Annotated in this window: 26 protein-coding genes and 3 pseudogenes; 13 read left to right on the top strand and 16 right to left on the bottom strand. The window is 35.3% G+C overall.

Annotation, left to right across the window (positions count from 1 at the left end; translation table 11 throughout):
• The 5 genes and pseudogenes from GVX98_RS12410 to GVX98_RS12395 all read right to left on the bottom strand — a co-directional run.
• A partial coding sequence (locus tag GVX98_RS12410; protein WP_159128253.1) for a BapA prefix-like domain-containing protein occupies window positions 1-1,564 on the bottom strand: 1,564 nt, incomplete at its 3' end.
• 42 nt (window positions 1,565-1,606) lie between these two features.
• Window positions 1,607-2,458, bottom strand: a complete 852-nt coding sequence (locus tag GVX98_RS12405) for an OmpA family protein (RefSeq protein WP_159128252.1) — start codon at window positions 2,456-2,458, stop codon at window positions 1,607-1,609.
• Between the two features lie 188 nt (window positions 2,459-2,646).
• Window positions 2,647-2,781, bottom strand: coding sequence for a hypothetical protein (locus GVX98_RS17005; RefSeq protein ID WP_267313058.1), 135 nt, complete (start codon window positions 2,779-2,781; stop codon window positions 2,647-2,649).
• A gap of 287 nt (window positions 2,782-3,068) precedes the next feature.
• Window positions 3,069-3,328: pseudogene (locus GVX98_RS12400) on the bottom strand (transposase); the annotation flags it as partial.
• A gap of 376 nt (window positions 3,329-3,704) precedes the next feature.
• Complete coding sequence (locus tag GVX98_RS12395) at window positions 3,705-4,583, bottom strand: DUF6502 family protein (protein WP_159128251.1); 879 nt, start codon at window positions 4,581-4,583, stop codon at window positions 3,705-3,707.
• 195 nt (window positions 4,584-4,778) lie between these two features.
• Between GVX98_RS12395 and GVX98_RS12390 the strand changes: the two are divergent.
• The 7 genes and pseudogenes from GVX98_RS12390 (at window position 4,779) to GVX98_RS12360 (ending at window position 9,618) form a co-directional block, all read left to right on the top strand.
• Window positions 4,779-5,718 (top strand): annotated as a pseudogene (locus tag GVX98_RS12390) (IS5 family transposase).
• Between the two features lie 375 nt (window positions 5,719-6,093).
• On the top strand, window positions 6,094-6,636 hold the full coding sequence (locus tag GVX98_RS12385) for an ATP/GTP-binding protein (protein WP_159128712.1): 543 nt from the start codon (window positions 6,094-6,096) through the stop codon (window positions 6,634-6,636).
• A 1-nt stretch (window position 6,637) separates the two neighbouring features.
• A complete protein-coding gene (locus tag GVX98_RS12380; RefSeq protein ID WP_159128250.1) occupies window positions 6,638-7,054 on the top strand; it encodes a roadblock/LC7 domain-containing protein in 417 nt (138 codons plus the stop codon).
• A gap of 56 nt (window positions 7,055-7,110) precedes the next feature.
• Window positions 7,111-8,106, top strand: a complete 996-nt coding sequence (locus GVX98_RS12375; RefSeq protein WP_159128249.1) for a hypothetical protein — start codon at window positions 7,111-7,113, stop codon at window positions 8,104-8,106.
• 41 nt (window positions 8,107-8,147) lie between these two features.
• On the top strand, window positions 8,148-8,504 hold the full coding sequence (locus GVX98_RS12370) for a roadblock/LC7 domain-containing protein (protein ID WP_159128248.1): 357 nt from the start codon (window positions 8,148-8,150) through the stop codon (window positions 8,502-8,504).
• A gap of 91 nt (window positions 8,505-8,595) precedes the next feature.
• Window positions 8,596-8,799 (top strand): hypothetical protein, encoded by a 204-nt coding sequence (locus tag GVX98_RS12365; protein WP_159128247.1) that lies wholly within the window; start codon window positions 8,596-8,598, stop codon window positions 8,797-8,799.
• Between the two features lie 339 nt (window positions 8,800-9,138).
• Window positions 9,139-9,618 (top strand): spore coat U domain-containing protein, encoded by a 480-nt coding sequence (locus tag GVX98_RS12360; RefSeq protein ID WP_159128246.1) that lies wholly within the window; start codon window positions 9,139-9,141, stop codon window positions 9,616-9,618.
• Here the strand turns inward: GVX98_RS12360 and GVX98_RS12355 are convergent.
• The 6 genes from GVX98_RS12355 to GVX98_RS17000 all read right to left on the bottom strand — a co-directional run bounded on the left by GVX98_RS12355 (window position 9,615) and on the right by GVX98_RS17000 (window position 15,153).
• Entirely contained in the window at window positions 9,615-10,613 is a 999-nt protein-coding gene (locus GVX98_RS12355; protein ID WP_159128245.1) for a spore coat U domain-containing protein, read from the bottom strand. The two genes, GVX98_RS12360 and GVX98_RS12355, sit on opposite strands and share 4 nt — an antisense overlap.
• Window positions 10,613-12,994, bottom strand: coding sequence for a fimbria/pilus outer membrane usher protein (locus GVX98_RS12350; RefSeq protein WP_159128244.1), 2,382 nt, complete (start codon window positions 12,992-12,994; stop codon window positions 10,613-10,615). The genes GVX98_RS12355 and GVX98_RS12350 overlap by 1 nt, the downstream gene beginning before the upstream one ends.
• A gap of 6 nt (window positions 12,995-13,000) precedes the next feature.
• Entirely contained in the window at window positions 13,001-13,726 is a 726-nt protein-coding gene (locus GVX98_RS12345; protein ID WP_159128243.1) for a molecular chaperone, read from the bottom strand.
• Window positions 13,727-13,761: 35 nt separating this feature from the next.
• Window positions 13,762-14,229: a spore coat U domain-containing protein gene (locus GVX98_RS12340; protein ID WP_228716294.1), complete on the bottom strand. Its 468-nt coding sequence runs from the start codon at window positions 14,227-14,229 to the stop codon at window positions 13,762-13,764.
• 593 nt (window positions 14,230-14,822) lie between these two features.
• Window positions 14,823-15,074 carry a DUF2834 domain-containing protein gene (locus tag GVX98_RS12335; RefSeq protein WP_267313057.1) on the bottom strand — a complete coding sequence of 84 codons (252 nt, stop codon included), beginning with the start codon at window positions 15,072-15,074 and terminating at the stop codon, window positions 14,823-14,825.
• Window positions 15,034-15,153 (bottom strand): DUF2834 domain-containing protein, encoded by a 120-nt coding sequence (locus GVX98_RS17000; RefSeq protein ID WP_267313056.1) that lies wholly within the window; start codon window positions 15,151-15,153, stop codon window positions 15,034-15,036. The genes GVX98_RS12335 and GVX98_RS17000 overlap by 41 nt, the downstream gene beginning before the upstream one ends.
• A 151-nt stretch (window positions 15,154-15,304) precedes the next feature.
• Between GVX98_RS17000 and GVX98_RS12330 the strand changes: the two genes are divergently transcribed.
• The 3 genes from GVX98_RS12330 to GVX98_RS12320 are packed head-to-tail and all read left to right on the top strand — an operon-like array spanning window position 15,305 to window position 16,551.
• On the top strand, window positions 15,305-15,796 hold the full coding sequence (locus GVX98_RS12330; protein WP_159128241.1) for a MarR family winged helix-turn-helix transcriptional regulator: 492 nt from the start codon (window positions 15,305-15,307) through the stop codon (window positions 15,794-15,796).
• A 2-nt stretch (window positions 15,797-15,798) separates the two neighbouring features.
• Entirely contained in the window at window positions 15,799-16,143 is a 345-nt protein-coding gene (locus GVX98_RS12325; protein ID WP_159128240.1) for a DUF6616 family protein, read from the top strand.
• A gap of 18 nt (window positions 16,144-16,161) precedes the next feature.
• Window positions 16,162-16,551, top strand: coding sequence for a tautomerase family protein (locus GVX98_RS12320; RefSeq protein WP_159128239.1), 390 nt, complete (start codon window positions 16,162-16,164; stop codon window positions 16,549-16,551).
• Window positions 16,552-16,679: 128 nt separating this feature from the next.
• On the opposite strand, the gene GVX98_RS12315 is transcribed toward GVX98_RS12320, so the two are convergent.
• Window positions 16,680-16,997, bottom strand: a complete 318-nt coding sequence (locus GVX98_RS12315; protein WP_159128238.1) for a hypothetical protein — start codon at window positions 16,995-16,997, stop codon at window positions 16,680-16,682.
• Window positions 16,998-17,121: 124 nt separating this feature from the next.
• Between GVX98_RS12315 and GVX98_RS12310 the strand changes: the two genes are divergently transcribed.
• Both GVX98_RS12310 and GVX98_RS12305 read left to right on the top strand, forming a co-directional pair.
• Complete coding sequence (locus tag GVX98_RS12310; protein ID WP_159128237.1) at window positions 17,122-17,799, top strand: YafY family protein; 678 nt, start codon at window positions 17,122-17,124, stop codon at window positions 17,797-17,799.
• A gap of 60 nt (window positions 17,800-17,859) precedes the next feature.
• Window positions 17,860-18,540: a dihydrodipicolinate reductase C-terminal domain-containing protein gene (locus GVX98_RS12305; protein ID WP_159128236.1), complete on the top strand. Its 681-nt coding sequence runs from the start codon at window positions 17,860-17,862 to the stop codon at window positions 18,538-18,540.
• Window positions 18,541-18,608: 68 nt separating this feature from the next.
• On the opposite strand, the gene GVX98_RS12300 is transcribed toward GVX98_RS12305, so the two are convergent.
• Window positions 18,609-19,037 (bottom strand): MAPEG family protein, encoded by a 429-nt coding sequence (locus GVX98_RS12300; protein ID WP_159128235.1) that lies wholly within the window; start codon window positions 19,035-19,037, stop codon window positions 18,609-18,611.
• Window positions 19,038-19,198: 161 nt separating this feature from the next.
• Here GVX98_RS12300 and GVX98_RS12295 point away from each other — a divergent pair.
• A pseudogene (locus tag GVX98_RS12295) lies at window positions 19,199-19,360 on the top strand (IS3 family transposase); the annotation flags it as partial.
• 45 nt (window positions 19,361-19,405) lie between these two features.
• On the opposite strand, the gene GVX98_RS12290 reads toward GVX98_RS12295, so the two are convergent.
• The 3 genes from GVX98_RS12290 to GVX98_RS12280 form a co-directional block, all read right to left on the bottom strand.
• Window positions 19,406-19,711 carry a hypothetical protein gene (locus tag GVX98_RS12290; RefSeq protein ID WP_159128234.1) on the bottom strand — a complete coding sequence of 102 codons (306 nt, stop codon included), beginning with the start codon at window positions 19,709-19,711 and terminating at the stop codon, window positions 19,406-19,408.
• 519 nt (window positions 19,712-20,230) lie between these two features.
• Window positions 20,231-20,545: a type II toxin-antitoxin system Phd/YefM family antitoxin gene (locus tag GVX98_RS12285; protein ID WP_159128233.1), complete on the bottom strand. Its 315-nt coding sequence runs from the start codon at window positions 20,543-20,545 to the stop codon at window positions 20,231-20,233.
• Between the two features lie 177 nt (window positions 20,546-20,722).
• Window positions 20,723-21,298 (bottom strand): DUF6088 family protein, encoded by a 576-nt coding sequence (locus GVX98_RS12280; protein ID WP_159128232.1) that lies wholly within the window; start codon window positions 21,296-21,298, stop codon window positions 20,723-20,725.
• Window positions 21,299-21,312: the final 14 nt, after the last annotated feature.

Below are 21,312 nucleotides of genomic sequence, written 5' to 3'. Positions count from 1 at the left end.
TGGTGACATCATTACCATCGGCATCTTTACCAGTAATCGTCAGAACAACATCTGTATTCGGCGCAACGTCTGTTGTTGTTCCTGTAATTAAACCTGACTCAACAATATCAACGGTGATTGAACCATCAACCAAGTCTAGACCTGTGTCTTCTGGGGTGCTCGGATCGTTGTCGTTGTCACCTTGTGCTGCAATGCTATCCGTTGCTGGAGTAACTGCCTGACCATTACGGTCTGTCGTATTCGCTTCAACATTGACTGCTGAACCATCTACGATTGGCTTGCCACTTACTGGATCAACATCAGTCATTTCCAACTGTGCTGTATAGTTACCATTGGCATCAGTCTGTACTGTCTTGATGATGGTGACATCATTACCATCGGCATCTTTACCAGTAATCGTCAGAACAACATCTGTATTCGGCGCAACGTCTGTTGTTGTTCCTGTAATTAAACCTGACTCAACAATATCAACGGTGATTGAACCATCAACGCGATCTAAGCCACCTTGGTCTGGCGTACGTGGATCATTGTCATGATCTGTTTTACCTTCAAGAATTGCCGTGTGTGTTACTGGTTTGCCATTGTTGTCAGTTGATTTCGCGTCTGCTTCAACTGGTGAACCATCAACAATCGCTGCAGGGATATCAACAGTGTATTTGCCATCAACTACTGTAGTTTCAACGTCTTCCTTAACTGGATTACCGTCTTTGTCTACACCTTCAATGGTCACAATGACTTTTTCGCCTTCAGGTACGTCTGTCACTGTGCCTGATACTGTTCCTGCTTTCGGATCGATTTCAGCTGAGATTGCACCATCAACGCGATCTAAACCACCTTGGTCTGGTGTGTTCGGATCATTGTCATGATCTGTTTTTTCAAGGCTATCTTCTGCTTTTATTGTGTTCCCATTCCGGTCCACAACTTCAGACTCTACTTTCAAATCACCATCAACAAATTCTTTCGGAATATCAAGTGTATAATTACCATCTTTATCTACTTTTACAGTTTCATCATGCGTAATTAAATTACCGTCTTTATCTTTGCCTATAATCGTAATCTTAACATCAGTACCTTCAGGAATATTTTCTGTTTTTCCTGTAATACTACCGTTTTTATCTACCACAATCGTATTTGTACCGTTGGGAATACTCTCTTTTTTATCATTATCATCATCTGTAGCAGCGATTACGCCACCAATGACTCCAGCACCAACTAACCATGGTAAGAGCCCCATTAGTTTACTACCAGCTTCTGGTAATAAAACTTCTAAGCCAGAAATACCTTTAAAGCCTGAAGTTCCATCAAACCAATAAAGAACACAACCATCTTCTTCAAAAACCAAGTCCGAAGAAACATTGTCATATGTTATGAAAAAACCTTCAATAACAATAAATTCTCCATTTTTAAGCTTTAATACTAAATTGTTCCCGTCGCGTACAAATTCAGCTACATCATCACGACTCATTTTCGTATGAATAATTGAGGCTTCATTTAAGCTAATATGTGCCGTATCAATCGTTGCTTTATTTAATGAATCTTTTTCTATTACAATAAACTTAGTCATGTTTCACCCAAAATTATATTTACTTATATTCCAATAATTTAATTATTTAGCAATACCCGTGATTTCCACGCTCACACGACGGTCTGGCTGTAAACATGTTTTTAATTTTTCGCGTTGTTTCACATCAAAACAGCCATTAGTCACAGGTTGATTTTTGCCTGCACTAGCCGTTGAAATATTATTTCCAGCTACACCGTTTTGAACTAACAAATTGCGTACGGTATCTGCCCGACTTTGCCCTAATTGCTGGTTATAACCATCACTACCTAAACGATCTGTATGACCAATTAGCTTAATATTGCTTACGGAGATGAAATTATTTGAAATTTGCGAGGCAACGTTTAATACTTCTTGACGGCCTTTTGGAAGGAGATCATTCAAAGAAGAACCATTAAACTTAAATAATGTGTCTGCTGCTAAATCTAAATTTAATGTTTTTTCAACTCCAGTTTTAGCTTCTTGGACTGATGCTTTACAAACTAGAGGACTTCCATTATTTGAAATAAATGGTTTACCAGTATTATCTACTGAAAGTACAAATTGATTATTTTCCACCGACCCAATGGCTAAATCCACATCGCAACTTTGACACGAGTTTTCTGTGCAGTTTTTAACTTTAAAATTATAAGCCTCTGATTTTAATTGATAGTTAGCGGAGTTATTTACATAAAAAACCCCTGCTTTAATGCTATCTATATAAAATTCAATTGGGCAATTTTGAAGATCTTTTGTATCTTCAGCACATAGTACATCGTCCCTATTTACACTTATGGTTTGATTAATCTCTGATTTACTGTCTTGAAAACGTAAATCTGATGGATGTGTATAGTGATTTGATACACAAGCAGTTAACCCTACTGATATTGAAGCTATCAATAATGAAAATTTATACATTAACAACTCTCCACAACACCTTAACAATTAACATAAAGCCCCCTTATTAATGCGAAATAATTCACATTAATTTGTATTTTTGCATAATTTAATGAACATATGTGTATTTTGAACATTTTTTTTAAAAGATTAATATATGGATATATTGCTATTAGAAGAACTTAACTATAAAAACTGAATATCAAGGGTTACGACTTATCTTTAGTAAATGATGTACTTTTAGAAAGGAATTTTTGTGTAGGTTTTTTCTCTTTATCGTTGTCAGCTTCCGTACCCGTACCCGTACCCGTACCCGTACCTCCTAGACCAGTACCTCCCATCACTTTTGATTTATTTTTTATAGAAAAAATTACAAATTTATATATTTTTAAACTCAACATTTTCCCTACCAAGAGCTATCAAAGTGTCGAAATTACTTAGATACTTTAACTTTAATTATAAAATGTGCATTTTACACATTTTTTACAGAACAACAAATAACCTACTCATATTTTTTTAGATAAGTTAGTGTCGTAAAAATAGAAAGCACTCCTACTTAGTAGTATGAGTATTGCTTTAATCTTAAAAAGGCATAAAATTTATATAATTTTTATTAGGGTCTGTTGACATTTCATAATAGTAGCCAAATAAATATACAAGCTAACGCAACTGAATTTTCATGGTTTTGCTTTAGTTTGTCATAGGGTGTAGCAATTCCTCTAAATTGTTTGATTTTTGCAAATGTGTTCTTAACTAATTTTCTGATTTTATATAAGTACCAATGCATGTAATCATTGTTCGATCGTGTATTGGATTTTTTGAAATATTAAGCTTGTTTGATGTTTCTTCTATCTGTTCTCTCAATGCTTTCGAGGCATATCCCTTAAAGGCAACCTGTTCTAATTCTATAGAAAATCGCTTCAATAAAATTTCTGAGATTTTGTTTAAGATGGATATCAAATTATGGACAATTAATTTCAGCTTTGATCAGGCAGCATAGTACGAGACAGAGTGAGAAGTAGATTTAGTTTGGTAATTGAATTTTACTTTCTTGCTAATTTTTTTCACAGCAAATGTCAACAGACCCTGAGCATTTTTTAATTTTTAAATAGACTTTTAATTATAAAAATCAAGTAATCTCATACAACAAAACTCAAATCCACAACCCCCAAAACATCGTTTTAGATGAATAAAAATTATAATTATAAAGTAGCTTGATTTTCAATAAAACCATATTTAATTTATACGAAGCAAATTTCTAATTTAATTATTTAGAACTTTTTAGATCAAATTTAGACACTTCTTTTTTATCGTATTGGTAAATACCCACTCTAAATCTATGAGTAGAATTTATGCTTCCTTCATCTATCTTGCATCTCTGAATAGCCTCAGCCAATAACGATTTGGAAAATTCCTCCCAGAGTTTAGCTGTCTTTTCTCTTAGGTAATCTACAGATGCTTGCGATAGCTCATTCGCAAAAATTGCTTGTTCTAGAAAAAGATTATTACGTTCAGTTAAATTAGTAACACCAGCAGCAAGATGATCTGCTATATTTTCAGAAAATATTTGTTTGGTTACATTTGCTTCTGGTATTGGAGTAAAACTTTCTTGATGTAAGACAACATTTCCTTTAGTTTCACTTACAAGTCCAATTCTTTTTAATTCAGATAAAATGGAACGTGGATGCTTTTCTGTAGAAATTTGTCTAACTAAATATTCAAAACTATTCTCAGCACCCGTAATACTTAGCACCTTAGGTAACTTTTTATGCACCCATAAAGCTATGACTCGTGCAGGAACACTAACAGGTAATGTATCAGTAAAGCTTTGAATAACCTTATGATAGCCACCATTCTCAACACGGAAATTGCTTACATCACGTCGATTTAATCCTGCCAGCAAACTAATGGAAGAATCTGTTTTCTTTTGATCTAAATAATCTAATTCATTTATAGATTCATTATAAAATAACACCCGCAAAGAAGCAGAGAACTCGGCATGTCCAATACCAGACTTTACTAACCAATGTACAACTTCAGACATGACCTTAAGTGAGTACTCTAAAGTCGATTCAGTATCGTGTAGCAAATGAACAGGTAATTTAGAATTGTCCAAATTATGATCTTCAAAGAAATTTTTTGTCATATATCACAGTACATTTAGAAACAATTAACATAAGGTTTAAATAGATAATAACAAAACCACTCTCTCTAAGAAAAAATAATTTTATATTAAAACTATTAAATATTGACTTAGTTCACATTTTTGTATCCTTGTCATTTCTTTCAGCCTGTTGCTCAAAGCTGTTAGTAAGGTCTTATTCAGCAAGATAATGCCAGAATGAAGAAGCCTGAACCTAAAATCCACCATACAACTGATTGGCCCACATATAACCAAGTCATCATTAATCGTGGAAATATTGCCATTTGGTTTGGTCTCATAACTCTGTTGTATTTGCAAGTAAATAGTAAAAAGTTCGAAATCAAGCTTATTCTGATGCAATCATGCAATGCTGTTTAATGATTAAATCCATATTTCGTCTTTCTCTAGACATTCTGACTGGCTTTGTTTAAATACTGATAAACTGTGCGGTCTAAATTGGGCAGGCCAGATTATTTGACAATTTGCAGTAGACAAAAGCATATTGATATCCAAATTAACTATGAAAAAGTTGAAATTTCCTGTAACTACTCACTGGCTTGAAATTTCTGGGTGAAGCCGAATGCAAGCGTAAAAAACATTAACCTTAATAACATCGAAAATGACGAAAACTTCATACTAGTATAAGTGCTAAAACTCTACAAAAACGAGCGGTTCAGCCCATAAGGAATTATGTGAATGATTCTCAAATCTTTGGGGATTTACTCGATCAAATCACATTGAATGAGCAGATTAACAGGCTATACAGGCTATACAGGCTATACAGGCTATACAGGCTATACAGGCTGGGCTTATTAGATAAAACGATACTGTCAAGTCATTGCAGATCGACAAGCGAATGCGGTGATTAGGCCAAGAAGAAATGCTATACAATGGGAAAACAACCAAGCTAAACTATAGAGAGAAATGAATTAATAAAAACTGTCAAACAATTAAGGAGAACAATTTGAAAAAATGGTAAGGCTCTCAATGTCGAAGTTTGGTCAAAACTGAGATCGATTGTATCAAATTATTGGAAGATAAATTGTCAGTTATTCATCTTTCAAGAAAAGCAAATGAGATATGTGACCGCATAGCGGCATTGAATAAATTTACGGAATTAGGCCGCCCTCAAAACTGAGTTGTAACTTAAATTTGAGTGAATTGGAGACGTTTCAAATTATAAATCTTTGTGCAACAAAACTTTGCGAATGTGAAAAAGTATCAATGACTTTAGAGACAGATTCGAGTTTCGGATCGTGTTTTTTCATGGTCACTCCTTGATTGTTTAAAGACCATAAAAATAATATATCCATCAAATTTTGTTTATTACAACTTTACATAGGTAGCTAACTACAGAAAAGTTTGTGATGTATTTATCTTTTTAATTAAGTTAAGCTTAATAATATTAAATATCTAAATGTTTAAATTAAACAATTATGATATTCCGCCTTGTTTTTGTACAAGACCGTGGTATAAAATGTGCGAATTGCACATATTTAACATTACTAATAACATGATACTTCAGCAACATAAAATTGTTTTCGGTGGCACGATGGGCGCAGGAAAATCAGCTGCGATTAAAGCATTATCCGACATTGGCGTTGTAAGTACTGAAGCTGTAAATACAGATACTCAAGCACATCAAAAAGCTCTAACCACCGTTGGTATTGATTACGGTGAGATCAATTTAGATGATGGAACCAAGATTGGGTTATATGGCACACCTGGGCAAGATCGTTTTGATTTTATGTGGTCTATTGTTTGCAACGGCGCAATTGGCATTGCTTTATTAATCGATCATAGCAGTACAGAACGTTTAAAAGATCTTGAGTTTTATTTAAACGCTTTTGAGGCTTTGGGTTCGAATATTGTGATTGGAATTACTCATCTTGATTTAACAAATGATCAAATGTTAAAAATTTATCGAGATTGGATGAGTATCCACAAAAAACAATACCCCCTATTTGCAATTGATGCACGAAACAAAAATGATGTTTTATTAATGATTGAAACACTCATTGTAAAGCTTGAAATTCAATCAGAAAACGTAGGTTAAAATGAATATTTCACGTGAAGTTAGCAGTGAGTTCAAAGCATTTTCTAACCAAGAATTATATAAATTTTTGAATGAGGTAAGCGGCATTGATTTTGTCATGCTTTGTTCATCAGATGGGTTTGAGTTAGCTTTAGCATCAAAAAAGAATTTAGATAATACAGGTAAAATTGCAGCAGTAAGTAGCTCAATACTTGCGATGGTTTCTGCCTTTATATCTGAAATTCAATTGGTTGGGTGCCAAACCATTACACTCGATGCTGAAAATGGGAAAGTGTTTTTAACAGCCGTGAATCATCCAAATAATCCAATGGTTCTGGTAGCTGTCACCAATAAGGACATTTTGATGGGCCAAATGCTGTACTACGTTAAAAAAGTCACTGAAGTTTTAGCAACAACTGATATACGTAAAGCGTCTTAAAATCTCAGTATAAATACGCCCAGCCCAACATCATTATAATTTTATAACGGTATAAAATGTCTAAGTTCCTTAAAATTGCAATATTTGGTTTAAATACTGTCGATTTAGCCGAAATAAAAACACAGATATTAATATGCCTTCCTGCAGAAATAAATGTCCAATGGGTTAATATTGCTGAAGAAAGAATTGATTTACTCTTTGTGAATAAAGTGTTCTTCAATTCTCCGGGCATTCAAAAAGTATTGAAAGAAAAAGGATGTCTTTACTTAAAGTTAAGTAAATCGGACACTAATTTTGGGGAAATTATTCGGGATCAGCTATTTATACCAATTTATAATCTAGCAAATTTACAAAGATGGATCACTCAAAATCTCCGACCGAATGTTATGTTAAATGAAGTTAGACCTACCCAGACCACTTCAGCTTATTTGGATACCAGTGAGAAGCAAGTTAATCACGACAGTAATAGCTATACATTCGAGGAAGTTTTTACAGAGATGTTTATTGCTCGCAACGGGCATATTCAGCTATATGACGCAAGTGGATTTATCGCTCTTATCGATACCCGTACAGAACGAGTATGGCTTGATGATAAAACTATATATACGCAATTCAATGAAACCTTGAAACAAACCTATGCAAAAGCACAAATCGTGAATACAGGATCGATAGATAAAATAGTTTACGACTTAAGAATATGGCTATGGATAAATGTTAGTAGACTTCCCTCTTCTCTTCTTCCAAAATCAGAAAATAAAAAGAATTTTAAGCTAGATATTTGGCCTCAATTTGAAAATGACTTGCAACGCCGAGACAATTTAAAAATTGCTGCGTGTTTTGAATCAGGTGCCAACATTGAAGACGTAAAAAAATATCTGAACTTATCAGATGAAAAAATAAAGAATTTTGTAAGTTGTGCAACCTTATTGCAAATGGGGCATTTTATTGAAGATGAAGAAGTTAAGTTTTCAACTAATCATAATGTCGAATCAAGTCAAACAAATAAATTAAAAAGTTTTTTTGGAAAGCTTCGTAAGAAGTTAGGTTTATAAACATTTTTTGGGGTGAATACCCTTTTATTGAGGTGTAAAAAATGGCACGCATTAGTTTAGATGCATTATCGGGGTTAGATGGCTTTATAGCTGCTGCATTAGTTGATAGTGATAGTGGATTAGCCTTAGCCACTCAAGGCGGAGGCGTTGATTTAGAACTAGCTGCAGCAGGTAATACTGAAGTTATTCGCTCAAAACGTAAAGTTGCAAAAGCGTTACAACTAAATGACAGTATCGAAGATATCTTGATTACTTTAGGCAAGCAATATCACTTGATTCGTCCATTAGATAGCAATGATACATTGTTTTTATATGTCGTTTTAGACCGCTCAAGATCTAACTTAGCTATGGCTCGTTATGAGCTTAAAACATTCGAAAAAGAGTTAGATTTTTCTTAAACCTAGATCATTAATGAGTAAGAAAGTATATTCTTTCTTACTCAAAATTAAAGCTTTTTATTGAATTAACTTTTATTATCTGGAGAATTTTTTGACGAACCTTTTAACTTCAAAAAAATTACAAAATCACTACATTAGAAATGGTGAGCATCCTTTTGTCATTTTAACAAGTTTCGTACATTCTGCTAAAAGAGCAAAATGGCAAAAAGAGGAAATTGATGCAGTTATATGTCAAGCCAAAGCAAACGACTATGAAGGTTTTATAAAAGTGCTTAAAATGTATGTCAAAAATTGAATAAGATGATAATAAAGGCTTTATTGCACAAAGATCTAAAAATGAGAGCTCTCCTAAGAAGCTACTAAAATTTAAGTGACAACTGAATAGCCACAGATTTTATAAAAACTCTTTAGTTAAGATATATGGACTGTTCCCTGTATCCTAGACACGAGAGAGCCTCATTTTGATGCTGTGGCGAAATACTTCATTGAGAAAAAAACCATAATGTGAAATCTAATTTCATACTTCAACTAAGAAGGCAAATAGTTTACCTATAGGGATGCAGTTATTAATATACTTTTTGATAAAAAATTAGTACCCTATTGTTAATGATAAATTAAGTAAAAAAGATAATGTATGAAAATACAATTTTGTGTTCTCTTTACCTCTATTTTAGCGGGTACATCGGCATTAATTTATGCAGCGAATCAGCAATCGACTCAGCTTAATGTGAGCATTATCATTAAAGAAACCTGTAATATTACGGCCGCAAACAGCTCAGATCTTGATTTTGGAAGCATTAATCGTGCCTCAACAGGATCAAATCAGAGTAGCCATTTAGCAGTCAATTGCACACAGGGAACACCTTATAGTATTGCATTACAAAGCCAACGCGAAATGACGAATGTCGCTTTAAATAACACTAAAATCCCTTACACCCTCTATCAGGATGCCAATCGTACAACGCTCTGGGGTGCAGATACTCAAAATGCATACAGCAATACGGGCACTGGAAACACACAAAAAATTCCCGTTTGGGGACAAGTTAACCAAGCAAATACCAATGTTCCTGCAGGTCAATATACCGACAAAGTAACTGCTGTCATTACCTATTAATAGGTTAGGATTACAGTAATAGTATCTTGATATTCTCCTGCAGGCACAGCCGTTGAACTTGGTCCAGCCTTTCCATAAATAGAAATAGTTTGTGTACCATTGTTACCCGTACCTTGTGATGCACCGCTATTGTTCCACAGCTGATTGTATTGCGCATCGCGATATAATTCATAAGCAATATAGTCTGTACCTTTACGCATACGACGCGTCACACCATCATAGTTCATTCCCTGATCTAAATTCACTTTCCACGACGTATTCAAAGGACAGGACAACGCGACCGTTGTCGAACTGGTCACTGCCCGAGATAAATCATTCATTTGACCAAAATTCAAATCGGATGCAGAAATCAGATTACAGCTGTTTTCATAGTTTGTCGTGACACTCAAACTGTTGCTTTGATTACTTGACTGAGATGCCAATACCTCTTCTGTACTTGGCTGCTTATCCTGACTAAAGGCATACAGCAAAGTTACTTGTGTATTGTTATTGTTGTCATAACTTGCTGCTCGAACATTTTGCCCCGCATAAACATGACCATAAATAGGTAGATCGAAAACTTTCTCGTTTTCATTCACGGTAAAGGTTTTATAGGTACATTTTAATGTCGATAAATTGGCTTGCGTATCAATTCGCTGGGTCAAAGCGGGATCATAAAACAAGTCATAAGTGAGGTAAGAATGTGTTGCCCCATAAGAAACCATTTGCCGACGGTTATTAGATAAGCTTAAACCACCCACGGTCGCATAAGGGCACAAAGCGACATTGACCGTTTTAGTATGGCCATATTGGTTACAAGTCACTTGCCAATTGGTGTAGCTGGTTTTTCCTTTACCCGATACCGAACCGAAATTCAAAGCGGGGCCTGACAGCCAGCATGAACCAGATGCTTGAGCAGATGCGCTGACACCCATTAGAGCAAAAGGCAGCATTAGGGCAAAAATCCAATACGCCAGTAACAACCATGAACGTTGCACACGGTGAATATTCATCATTATTGGCACTTTAAATTCCCCAAGTCTAGAAAACCATATTGCGCTGAAAAATCAGGCAAGTCCATACGGCACACCCGCCCCATTTGCTCGACAAAAACTGTTGACGCAGCTGGATTTTCTAAATAAATCATACCATCCCGCCCAACAATCGTATGTTCAACATTCTCTAAATGAGGTGCAGTTTGCTGAACCCACACTCGGCTTCCCATTTTTAAAGGCTGATTCTGCTCGTCGACCGCAGCCCATTGTACCGAACGCATTTTATACACTGGAAAATTCAGATATACGCCACTAGCACTATAGGGGACTGCATCTATCTGTGTCGACTCAATTTTATATTCCAGCGGTAAATCCAACGTATCTATAGAGACCACATTATGCTGATATGGATTCAGGGAGTCGATTAATAACAAGCCCTTACGATTGGTTTTACCCACGAGACGATTTTCCAGCCGCACGGGAATATCTGCCACACCTTCTGTAGACACCACGGCAAATGAGTTCAGTGATTGACGCATGGCAAAAAGATTGCGGTTCATCATCACCAGACTGCCACGTGCTGACCCAATGACAGTACTATAATCTTCATCGTTAATCTTGGCATTCTGAAAACCCAGATCCCATTGTCCCACTGAGGTTTCCCGCTGCAACTGTCCCTGTAAGCTATAATTGCTTGGATCGCTATATTCAATGTTGCTTTGCCAGCCCCAATCCGCTTGATTTTGCAAAGCTGTTTTACGCACGCTTGCCGACACTTTATTACGCTCTGTATTTTTTTGGGCATTCATGGCGGCATTGGTCTGACGGTCTAATGGAATATTCAATGACATAAAAAAAGTATTACTTTTTTCATTTAAATCACGGGTCATATTTAAGGTAAAATAGTTTTTAGAAGGAAAATAATAAGACCAATTAAAGATCAAATATTCATTATCAATGCCCTGATATTGCTGCGCTGCATAACTGCTACCAAATTGACCAAGAGGCGTATTCACTCCCAAGAAAACATGATCAGAGCGGTCAATATAGGCATAGCCCAAACCACTTGCCAAATCACCAAAATTACCGTCACTTTGCTGATGATGCATAGAAAAGTTGATCAAGCGGTTATTCCACTCATAACCTGCTGAAAAAGCCTGCCCTGCCTGCTGGTTTAATTCGCTATAACTATAAGAGCCATTCAGCACCCCTAAAGTGTTTGGCAAGCGGTGTACAATACCGAATCCTGCTAAAGCCACATTATTTGAATATTCAGTATGGCTTTCCAAAGTCGTGTCATTGCTTAGACCATGCCGGAAAGTGGCATTCATTAAAAGATCATGCCCATAGCTAAATGACTTGACTGCATAATTCAGTTTATTCACTCCTAGACTCACGTCCCAGTCGGATAAACCTTGCTGCAATAACTGTGAAGTACCGAATAAGGAATAATTGACAACCCGTTGCTGCCCATTCAAATCGGTAATTAATAACTGCGCTGTTCCTGCACCTGTAATTGACGGTGCAGTCTGAATATTAAACTGCCCCGGAAGCACTTCACTGCTGCTTTGCTGAATACCATTAATTAATAGATCTACCGTTGACGGCAATAATACTGAATCTTTAAATGAGGCTAACGGTGAAGTCACTTGGTACGGCTGTAAATTATAGTTTTTTGCAAGTTTAATGCCTGAAATTCGTGTCGAACGACTCCAATCTAGAGCACGCGACTGACTATCGCCTAATGTTAATGTCAGCGCCCTATTGGCAAAATCCTTTTGCCAATAAGTATCTAGAATCTCGCTATTCAGTTCTTCCGATATCTTCGACTTAGTGTAAGCATGGTTGGCAGAAATACTCAAAACACTGCCTGCCCCAAAACCAAAAAGACGTAGCTCATTCCAACCACTTAAAGACCAAGCATCTTCGGTCGCTTGGGCATAAAAATCGTAATTAAAAAGCACACCTGGCTTAATCTGTTGGGCATTCACTTTAGCGGCCTCTATCGGAATAAATCCTGCAACGGTATTGTTTTGCAAAAGAGAGACGGCTACATCCAGATGGATACTTTGCGCAGCGGCATTGTAATCGTATTTCAAACCAGAAATTTGAGACAAACTGATAAAACCTGCGTGCTGAGGAGCATCAGGTACACCAACTTTTAATTGCAGTTCTTGTAGGGTCGTTCGTGAAATCAGTAAATCATGCGGTGTTTGAATAAAGTGCCCAAAAGTTGATCTAGATGCCTGATTCAACACAATACTTAAATACAGCTCCTGCTGCTCAATACCATCATCCTCTAAACTGACGGTTTCGCTGGCAATAACCAAAGTACTGGATAAACAATACGTACACAGCAATGCCTGAAATAATGGGCCACAGTAAGCGAACTTTTTTATCATTAATACTTATTGAATGGGAAGCAGCTGTGCTAAACCATCACTATTGATTCTGGCTTCAAACTTACCATTTGGAAGTATTTTTTTAGACTCGGGAATATCCCAACGCATGCTCTGACCAGCAAGCGCATAGCCTACTAAGCCATTGATTAACGGTATTCTTTCACCATTTGGATTGATATAGGTTAATTCACTGATCCGAATATGGCTTTTCGCATTGTTCTTCACAATCAGCTGCTGAGCCTGATATTGAAAATTCACTTGATTTAACAGGGTTAAACCATTGCGCATAGCAATACTATCAGTAGGCTTGATAAAAACTGGAATAGAATACTGTAATAATAACTGCAAGCCGGTTTGTGCATCGGCTTGTCCTGAACTTGGCAGTTCATCAATCAATAAGCGATAAGTCTGTTCTACCGCTGTATTTTGTGGCGCAATACGAATAATTCGGATCAGCTGTTGCTCACCCGCTTTAATTTCTGTAATCGATGGGCTAGCAACCAAGTCTCGTGTAGTATTTACTTGATCCTGACCTGCAATTTGCGACCAGATCAACACGCGAGTTTGTGCCCGAATAGGTCGCTCACTGGTATTGGTCAGCCATATTTCTTTGGCTTTTTCCTGCGGGGAGAATGCAACAGAAATTGGAGCAACTTGTAGACTGGCTGCCAAACTGCTGAGCGAATAAAGTGAAACGATAGAAGCACAAATGAATTGTCTCAATTTGTTCATATTCTACGTCACTCTATTCGTACAACTCTAATCAATTAGTAAGTTACAGTTGCAACCACTGTATCCACATAAGTACCAGCTTCAACGTTAGTATTGCCCGCTAATTTAGCATAGACAGGGATTGCTTGATCTTTACCATTACCTGTTTTTGATAATAAGTTGACAGAATCCCACTCAGTTGTACGAGTAGAGTCCTGATACAATTTATATGGAACTTTACTAGTTGAAGAGGTATTTGTGTTACTCATTTCACCTGTACCTGCTAAAGCAATTTTATAAGGTGTGTTTAAAGTACAAGTAACATTTAACTGACCTTTTGCATTACTTGCAGATTTAGTAGAACGATCAACAGAAGCAAACTCCACGTCTTGAAATGCAGTAAACTTACATGATTCATTTACTGTAAGCTTAACTTCAAACTGAGTAGAATCAGTGCCTGCCGCATGAGCTAAAGTAAAAAGAGAAGAAAAACCTAAAACCGCCGAAACAATGACTTTTTTCATGAAACGCCCCATATAATGTGAAAGATGACACACTAAATTAAAATATGGGGTGGATTATAGGCTTTTTTTTGATCTTGTAAAGAACTTCAATAAAAAAATAAGTATAAATTTCACCCAAATATTTTACCTCGTTTTTTTCTTCACACGAAAAACACTTATTGAATGTATCCCCAACTGGTATGCTTTTTTAACTCACACACTGCACACAAACAGTGACATGCACCTTTGTCGAAATCGAATGCGCTGTGCAGCCTAAAAGCAAGATGCACAGCAGCAATAAGTACCTGAACACCATTTTCATGATCAATTAGAGTTTTGCCCAATGTAGATGAAGCCTAATTTTTCCTTGCTTAAAGCATTGTTATTTCTTTTCGAATACATTGACGTGTGGAGTTTTGGAAAAGTACTAAGGATGTTAAGAATTAAATTTTTATTTTTAGAAAGATTAAATGTTTTATTTAACACTATAGAGCTTAAATGAAACGCCCCTAATTTGACTAAGTTATTTCAATACGCCTCGTTCTTTAATTTAAGAGAAGTCCAATTAAACCTTTATTTGGTAGTATCATTGACAAAAATGATAAAACTTTGACTTAACGTCGCCTTAAATTATTATTATCAATATAACATTGTTTCATATACAAAAATAACGGAAGTCCTACAGCGGCTCCACCTAGAAATGATGCGACTATAGGGATCCATAGCCTCTTAATTTTCAGCTTTTTCCCTTCATTTACAACCATCAATACAATAACAATTACCGTTACCACAACATCTAACCAAGCAAATGTGGCTAATGGACTTTCAATGATTTGTCGAAAAAAAAAGCGTAAAGTTAAATCCATGTTCAATCAACCATCGGGCAAATTGTGAAAATGGGAGTGCTACTCCAATTAGAGTTAGTAACGCATAGATAGTTTTCATATTTGTTTATAAGCCTGTAAACCATTTTTTGTAAATTTCATTTTTTAGTAATCATTTAATCGATCACGAAAATTGATCCTAATCTAATCCATTGACAATCTATAGTCTTTTTAAATATAGTTAGCCAACTTACTATATACAAGCTAATTAAATGAACCTTGATCAAAAATACAAAGCTCTACTAGGTGAAGCACAAAAAAGAAACTTGCCTGATGTCGACGGAATACAGCTTTGTTTTATGATGCTTTCACTTGCTTCCAGTATAGATCGTGATTGTGCAAATCAACTTTCTGTTCATGGTCTATCTGAAGGACGATTCATTCTTCTATTTTTACTTGAAGCAGCTGGAGAAGGAATAGCTCCTAAAACTCTTGCAGAACAAGCTGGAATCACTCGCGCGACAGTAACGGGCTTGCTTGATGGCCTAGAACGTGAAGGATTAATAGAAAGACAAGCGGACACAGAGGATCGTCGTGCTTTAAAAATACAACTCACATCAAAAGGAAAGTTAATAGCTAAAGAAGTTTTTAACCAACATAGCCACTGGATTTCTGGCCTATTTAGCAATCTTTCCTCTCAAGAACGTGAACAATTGACCCAATTATTAGAAAAAGTCTCAAACAACCTCACCAATAAGGAATAAACATGAACCACTATCTTGTCGAACTTTATACCCCAAACTCAGCTTGGAAAGCTTTATCATTTGATGAACGTAAAAATTATTTAAATAATGTTGGAGCTGCAATGGCTGAATTATCTGATGCTGGAGTTAAAACGTTAACACTCACTCAAATTGACTCTAAAATTGATCAAAGTAGCGATCATCAATTTTTAGCCGTTTGGCACTTCCCAAATCAAGAAATGTGCAATGCCCTACTTGCAGGTATCAAAGCCAGCGGTTGGTATAACTTCTTCGACCATGTAAATGCTGTTGGAGCTGAATGCGGTTTCAATGAACACCTTGAAGCACTTTCCAAATTTGATTTATGATAGTAACCTGAGACAATAATGTCACAAATAAAGATCTACGCTTTAGAAAAAACAATTTCAATTCATCGCGACAATATAAGCAAAGCCATTCATCAAGCTTTAGTTGTAAATTTGAAATATCCTGAAGATAAAAAATTTCAACGATTTATACCTCTAACGGTTGAAAATTTTATTTATCCAAAAGACCGCTCTGAACTTTATCTAATCATTGAAGTTTCTATGTTTGAAGGAAGAACAAAAGAAGCTAAAAAGTCTTTCGCTCAAAGTGTATTCAAAAATATTGAAAAATTGTGTGCAATTGAAGTTAATGATATTGAAATAACAATATTTGAGACACCAAAAGAGAACTGGGGAATCAGAGGGAAAAATGCAGATGAACTTCACTTAGAATATACTGTTAATGTTTAAATATTTTGTATTGAACTTGTATCACATCATCAAAATTTTAACTTAAAGTTATAAAGCTATCTAATCCATAACTATGGATTAGATAGCTTTTAAAAATACTTTTCAAGCATTTGCTTAGATTTACTTTATTACAATGTTAAATTTTTTGTGTTCAATGAAAGAACTCGTCCAAATTCCATGCTAATCGGCTCAATTAGTCTTAAAAAATCTAAGCATTCCTCACTACTCTCCCATAAACTACAAATACGTTTTGAAACATCGATATTCTCTGCCCAAGCTAGATCGATCAGGGTCCCATCCTCTAAGTAAATTAGTGATTGAGATTGCCATCCTAACTGTTTTGAAAGAAATAATTTAATCATTTTCTGATATGCTTTCATCGCATCATTCACCTCAACCCCCTCTCTAAGCTTAAATATTCCAATTTCAATCGCACCTTCTTTCATTTCTATTCCTATGATGTATTTAAGGTGCTTTAATGTAAATCTAATTGCTGTCAGAAACTGTCAGTATCTTTTCTAAACTAGCTCAATAAACTTTGATTCAATAAGGTACAGTGGTTACTACTAAATGAAAATTCAAAGACTACTTAGCATCATCGATATCCTTACGACACGTAGAACTGCAATTTCAGCGTCTACGTTGGCAAAAAGTCACGGAGTTTCAGTAAGAACAATTTATCGCGACATACTAGATTTAAGAGAAGCTGGCATTCCAATTGAAGGCGAAGCTGGCATTGGTTATATGCTTGGGCATGGTTATTTTTTACCTAGTTTTCACTTTGATTATGATGAAATTGACAGCATATTAATCGGACTTCAATTAATTCACTCTATTATAGAAAACCAATCACTATCACAAGCTGCCCTAAGAGTGCTTAGTAAAATATCTCTGATGATGGAAAGTCGCAATAAGCACTATGTTTTAAATTCACCATTTAAGTCTATATCCCATAAAATGGATGCATTTAGCTCAAATAAGTATTTTGATACCATAAGGCAAGCCATAAGAGAGAATCGATATCTTGACTTAATTTACGTTGACTTAAAAAAATCGCAAACTTCACGTAATGTCAGACCATTAGGCTTAACATTTTTTGATGAGATGTGGTTACTAACTGCATGGTGTGAAGTTAAGCAAGATTTTAGAAACTTTAGGTTAGATCAAGTTCAAAAATGCGAGATAATGGATCAATATTTTTTTAATGATCCAAATAAAAGCTTTAAAGACTATATAAAAACTTTGTGATTTATTCTTAAGTGAATATAATTTCATTAACTTTTAACTTAAAAAATTGATTTACATATTATGTATAAACAAGCAATTATTGCTGGAAAAGGTAAGTTAGCAACTGAGCTGTTAGAGTCTATGCAAATAGTAGAACTTTTAAAAAAAACTAGTTGGAGAAACAATAAGACAGAAAATATCCGTTCAATTATTATTCATGCAGGGTCAGGGCGAGAACTGCCAGAGTTAGTCAATTTTTGCAAAAAAACGAATTCAACATTGATTGAGCTATCGACTGGATCTGTGCTAGAAGGTAAGCAACTATCATTTCCAATAGTTATGTGTCCAAATACTAATATTCTTATGCTTAAATTCATGAATATGATTGCTAAATCTGGGCATTTATTTTCAGAATATGATGTGGAAATCACGGAATCACATCAGTCAAGCAAAAAATCTACTCCTGGTACAGCTGTAGCTATAGCTGAATCCATGAATTTTGATGTAAACCTAATCAAATCGATAAGAAGTCAAGAATACCAGAAAAGTCAGCTTAATATTGAGGAAGAATATTTACATCGTCATGCTTACCATAAAATACGTATTGTAGATGATCTATGCCAAATAGTACTTGAAAGTAAAGTATTTGGAGAGTCATCTTATGCATCAGGAGTTTCTAAAATCATCAATGCAACTTATTACAACTCTCTCGAAAATAGAACTTACGCCATAAATGAATATATAGAAAATGGCTGGTTATAATTAATGACATATGCAGCTCATGTCGTTAAGCTAATACAAAAAATTTTCGCTTAGAAAATTTTAGTATATTATAAAATAATCACATTAATTGTGATCTTAATAGCCATAACAATTAAGCAAATTATTCCCACTGAATAAGAAATCGTCCGCCATGGTTGTAAAGAAGTCAGATATGTTAGAGTGTGAAAGATTCTTGAAAATGTAAAAATAATGAATAACCATTTTGTGATAGTATAATCTGTGTTTAACAAAATACATAAACCACCTAATACCCAGAAAACTGGAATGTTTTCTAAGTCATTCAGCCAAGCCTGCTGAGCTCTAACAACTTGTGGGAGCTCTATTGTTTGTGCCGAAACTCCTAAAAACCCTGCATCTTCTTTATTTTTAAAAGCTTTATTTTTAATTCTGTAGTAGCCTTGGTAAGCAGAAATAAAAAACATTTTTACAAAAAGCAGAATTATACATATAGCATAAACATATAAAAGGCTATTCATTCATTTCTCTTTAAAGTACATTAGAATTTATAAATAAATTATAAATATAAAATTTATATAAAAAAATATTACTTTAGTTGATTATATCCTCTTTTTTGATAATTATATTTCAATTTAAAAACCACTCTCAAAGTGACCATAATTATCTTATACATGAGATACTTAAATCAGAATACTTTTATGGACAAAAATTTAATTCAATTGAGGAATTGGAGCAAGCCGTGAATGAATATATTCATTATTATAACCATGAGCGAATCAAGGTTAAATTAAGAGGACTAAGCTCTGTACAGTACAGAACTCAGTCCTTAAACTCTGCTTAATTAATCCGTCCAAATTTACGGAGTCAGATCAATAGCTCCGATTTTTTATTTTTGTTCATGTTCTTTGTAGTACTGATGTGCTCTCTTAGAATTATGTTTCCAACTTTTAGCAACTTTATAAACGCAAGTCGGAAAATCATCCCAAACTTGAGGTAAGCCTGCACCACGTGCTACTCGAATTTTAAGCGAATAACTTTTGTATTCAATATGATGCAAAAAATAAAAGCTACGCTCTTGCTGAGTACTAAAATTCTTAAATATAGCACTTCTGACATTAGGGTAAACCTTCCAAAGATAATCGTGTCGAGTACTTTGTATTGATTGCTTGTATTGATGTTTTAGTTTTTTCATTGTTCCTCCTAGGTAACATTACCTAGAAGGGATCCTCTGCGAAATAGTACATCGTCTTTAACCCTGTGAATTAAAATTTAGTATGAAAAAATATCACCAAGTAGTATGAGATAAACTACTGCAAGGTAGTATAGCTAAAATCAATGTATACAATATGTGAGACCCATTATTTACTAAATACTGTCTTGTTTATTGGACTCAGGAAAAATATGAGGAATTCAAAACATTCTTAGCATTAAATGCTGAAGCAAGAGATTTAGAGCCTAATGCAGGTAGCAGTCCAATTTTCATAATCACTCGTCAACCTTTTGATCCATTTCGGCAAATCGGCTGAAAGTAACTTTGCATATTTTTCAGGTGATAACTCATTTTTTATTGCTTTGTACTGGCTTATAATCGAATCTAAAAGTACAACTGTTAAATTAGTTTTACCAATTTCAACTGTATGACACTCTTTCCCTTCAAGGGCATCTGAATCGAATCTTACGAAAATCCCATAAATATCACTAACAGCCCTGCTTATTGCCCTTCTGCTTCTTCAAACACACCTTTTTTGTTCAAAAGCATAGGTTTGATCGGCTGACCAGTTAACTGAGCAATATCCAACAGATCACAAACCATCTGTTGTCCTAGCTGTTCACGTCGAGCAGCTTCAACGATTTCCTGCATGTTTTGAAATTCTTCAAAGCTTAGAATAACAGCTTCGGGCGTATTGTTCATGCAAACAAAAACAGGTTTATGGCTATCTTTGACAGCTTGAACAATTTTACTCCAAGATTTGCGAACATCCGTCGTAGAAACAGTCGCACCATCAATAAAAGTTAATCCCTTCATATCTAAGACCTCATACTATATGGTAAGAATTGCATCATATTTGCCCTATAATTTGACCATATTTCAAGCATGCAATATCAATTTAACTATGTAATTTAATTCTTGATCGCCTAATTGGAACAAGAATGACAGGTAGGGTGCAAATAGGAATAGTTCGTAGGCTTACACAGGAATAGGCTATTTCGGCAAATCGGCTGAAAGTAACTTTTCATACTCCTCAAGTGACAACTGATCTTTGATCGCTTTGATGATCTTATCATCCACAACATTTGGTCCTAAATAATACAGAGCTGAGATCGCCATACCTACTTTTTGTAAAGGGTATTGGAGGAGCCGCTGATCATCCGTGTGATTCAGTACCACATCTACACCAGCCAGTTTGAATCGCCTTGAACGGCCATTTGTATGTAAGACATGATATAGAGGCACTTGAGTACTTAACCCTAAACGATGGGCACAATAGCCTCCATCATATTGAAACGTCTCACCGGTTAATCGAGTTAACGCGGCTAACACTTTGGAGAGATCAGGGGGTAAGGCTCTCGGCGGATTAAAAAGATTTGAGAATTTAACTTTATAGTAAATATTGGGTACAACCAGACTGACCTTCCCCTGCTCCAAATAGGCACATAAAGAGCTTAATAGCTGCTTCTTAGAAAGAGCAACACTGATATCTTGAACAGAAAACACGGAGCCTGCTGCTAAGTTTTTCAATTCAGCTTCTACTAAAAGTCTTTTAATATTGTCATCCATAGGCACAATCCGTC

The sequence above is a fragment of the Acinetobacter sp. 8I-beige genome, from assembly GCF_902505955.1.
In the GTDB taxonomy this organism is placed as follows: Bacteria; Pseudomonadota; Gammaproteobacteria; order Pseudomonadales; family Moraxellaceae; genus Acinetobacter; species Acinetobacter johnsonii.
The sequence above is the reverse complement of the archived record's forward strand: the minus strand, read 5'-3'. Positions and strand labels throughout refer to the sequence as shown.

What these genes read in the sequence shown, in the direction of transcription:
- GVX98_RS12345 (WP_159128243.1), bottom strand. Translation starts at nt 13,726, where the DNA reads ATGAACAAATTGAGACAATTCATTTGTGCTTCTATCGTTTCACTTTAT.
- GVX98_RS12305 (WP_159128236.1), top strand. Translation starts at nt 17,860, where the DNA reads ATGTATAAACAAGCAATTATTGCTGGAAAAGGTAAGTTAGCAACTGAG.
- GVX98_RS12325 (WP_159128240.1), top strand. Translation starts at nt 15,799, where the DNA reads ATGAACCACTATCTTGTCGAACTTTATACCCCAAACTCAGCTTGGAAA.
- GVX98_RS12360 (WP_159128246.1), top strand. Translation starts at nt 9,139, where the DNA reads ATGAAAATACAATTTTGTGTTCTCTTTACCTCTATTTTAGCGGGTACA.
- GVX98_RS12315 (WP_159128238.1), bottom strand. Translation starts at nt 16,997, where the DNA reads ATGAAAGAAGGTGCGATTGAAATTGGAATATTTAAGCTTAGAGAGGGG.
- GVX98_RS12355 (WP_159128245.1), bottom strand. Translation starts at nt 10,613, where the DNA reads ATGATGAATATTCACCGTGTGCAACGTTCATGGTTGTTACTGGCGTAT.
- GVX98_RS12370 (WP_159128248.1), top strand. Translation starts at nt 8,148, where the DNA reads ATGGCACGCATTAGTTTAGATGCATTATCGGGGTTAGATGGCTTTATA.
- GVX98_RS12405 (WP_159128252.1), bottom strand. Translation starts at nt 2,458, where the DNA reads ATGTATAAATTTTCATTATTGATAGCTTCAATATCAGTAGGGTTAACT.
- GVX98_RS12350 (WP_159128244.1), bottom strand. Translation starts at nt 12,994, where the DNA reads ATGATAAAAAAGTTCGCTTACTGTGGCCCATTATTTCAGGCATTGCTG.
- GVX98_RS12310 (WP_159128237.1), top strand. Translation starts at nt 17,122, where the DNA reads ATGAAAATTCAAAGACTACTTAGCATCATCGATATCCTTACGACACGT.
- GVX98_RS12285 (WP_159128233.1), bottom strand. Translation starts at nt 20,545, where the DNA reads ATGAAGGGATTAACTTTTATTGATGGTGCGACTGTTTCTACGACGGAT.
- GVX98_RS12385 (WP_159128712.1), top strand. Translation starts at nt 6,094, where the DNA reads ATGATACTTCAGCAACATAAAATTGTTTTCGGTGGCACGATGGGCGCA.
- GVX98_RS12380 (WP_159128250.1), top strand. Translation starts at nt 6,638, where the DNA reads ATGAATATTTCACGTGAAGTTAGCAGTGAGTTCAAAGCATTTTCTAAC.
- GVX98_RS12335 (WP_267313057.1), bottom strand. Translation starts at nt 15,074, where the DNA reads ATGGATTTAACTTTACGCTTTTTTTTTCGACAAATCATTGAAAGTCCA.
- GVX98_RS12395 (WP_159128251.1), bottom strand. Translation starts at nt 4,583, where the DNA reads ATGACAAAAAATTTCTTTGAAGATCATAATTTGGACAATTCTAAATTA.
- GVX98_RS17000 (WP_267313056.1), bottom strand. Translation starts at nt 15,153, where the DNA reads ATGAAAACTATCTATGCGTTACTAACTCTAATTGGAGTAGCACTCCCA.
- GVX98_RS12280 (WP_159128232.1), bottom strand. Translation starts at nt 21,298, where the DNA reads ATGGATGACAATATTAAAAGACTTTTAGTAGAAGCTGAATTGAAAAAC.
- GVX98_RS12290 (WP_159128234.1), bottom strand. Translation starts at nt 19,711, where the DNA reads ATGAAAAAACTAAAACATCAATACAAGCAATCAATACAAAGTACTCGA.
- GVX98_RS12375 (WP_159128249.1), top strand. Translation starts at nt 7,111, where the DNA reads ATGTCTAAGTTCCTTAAAATTGCAATATTTGGTTTAAATACTGTCGAT.
- GVX98_RS12340 (WP_228716294.1), bottom strand. Translation starts at nt 14,229, where the DNA reads ATGAAAAAAGTCATTGTTTCGGCGGTTTTAGGTTTTTCTTCTCTTTTT.
- GVX98_RS12330 (WP_159128241.1), top strand. Translation starts at nt 15,305, where the DNA reads ATGAACCTTGATCAAAAATACAAAGCTCTACTAGGTGAAGCACAAAAA.
- GVX98_RS12300 (WP_159128235.1), bottom strand. Translation starts at nt 19,037, where the DNA reads ATGAATAGCCTTTTATATGTTTATGCTATATGTATAATTCTGCTTTTT.
- GVX98_RS12320 (WP_159128239.1), top strand. Translation starts at nt 16,162, where the DNA reads ATGTCACAAATAAAGATCTACGCTTTAGAAAAAACAATTTCAATTCAT.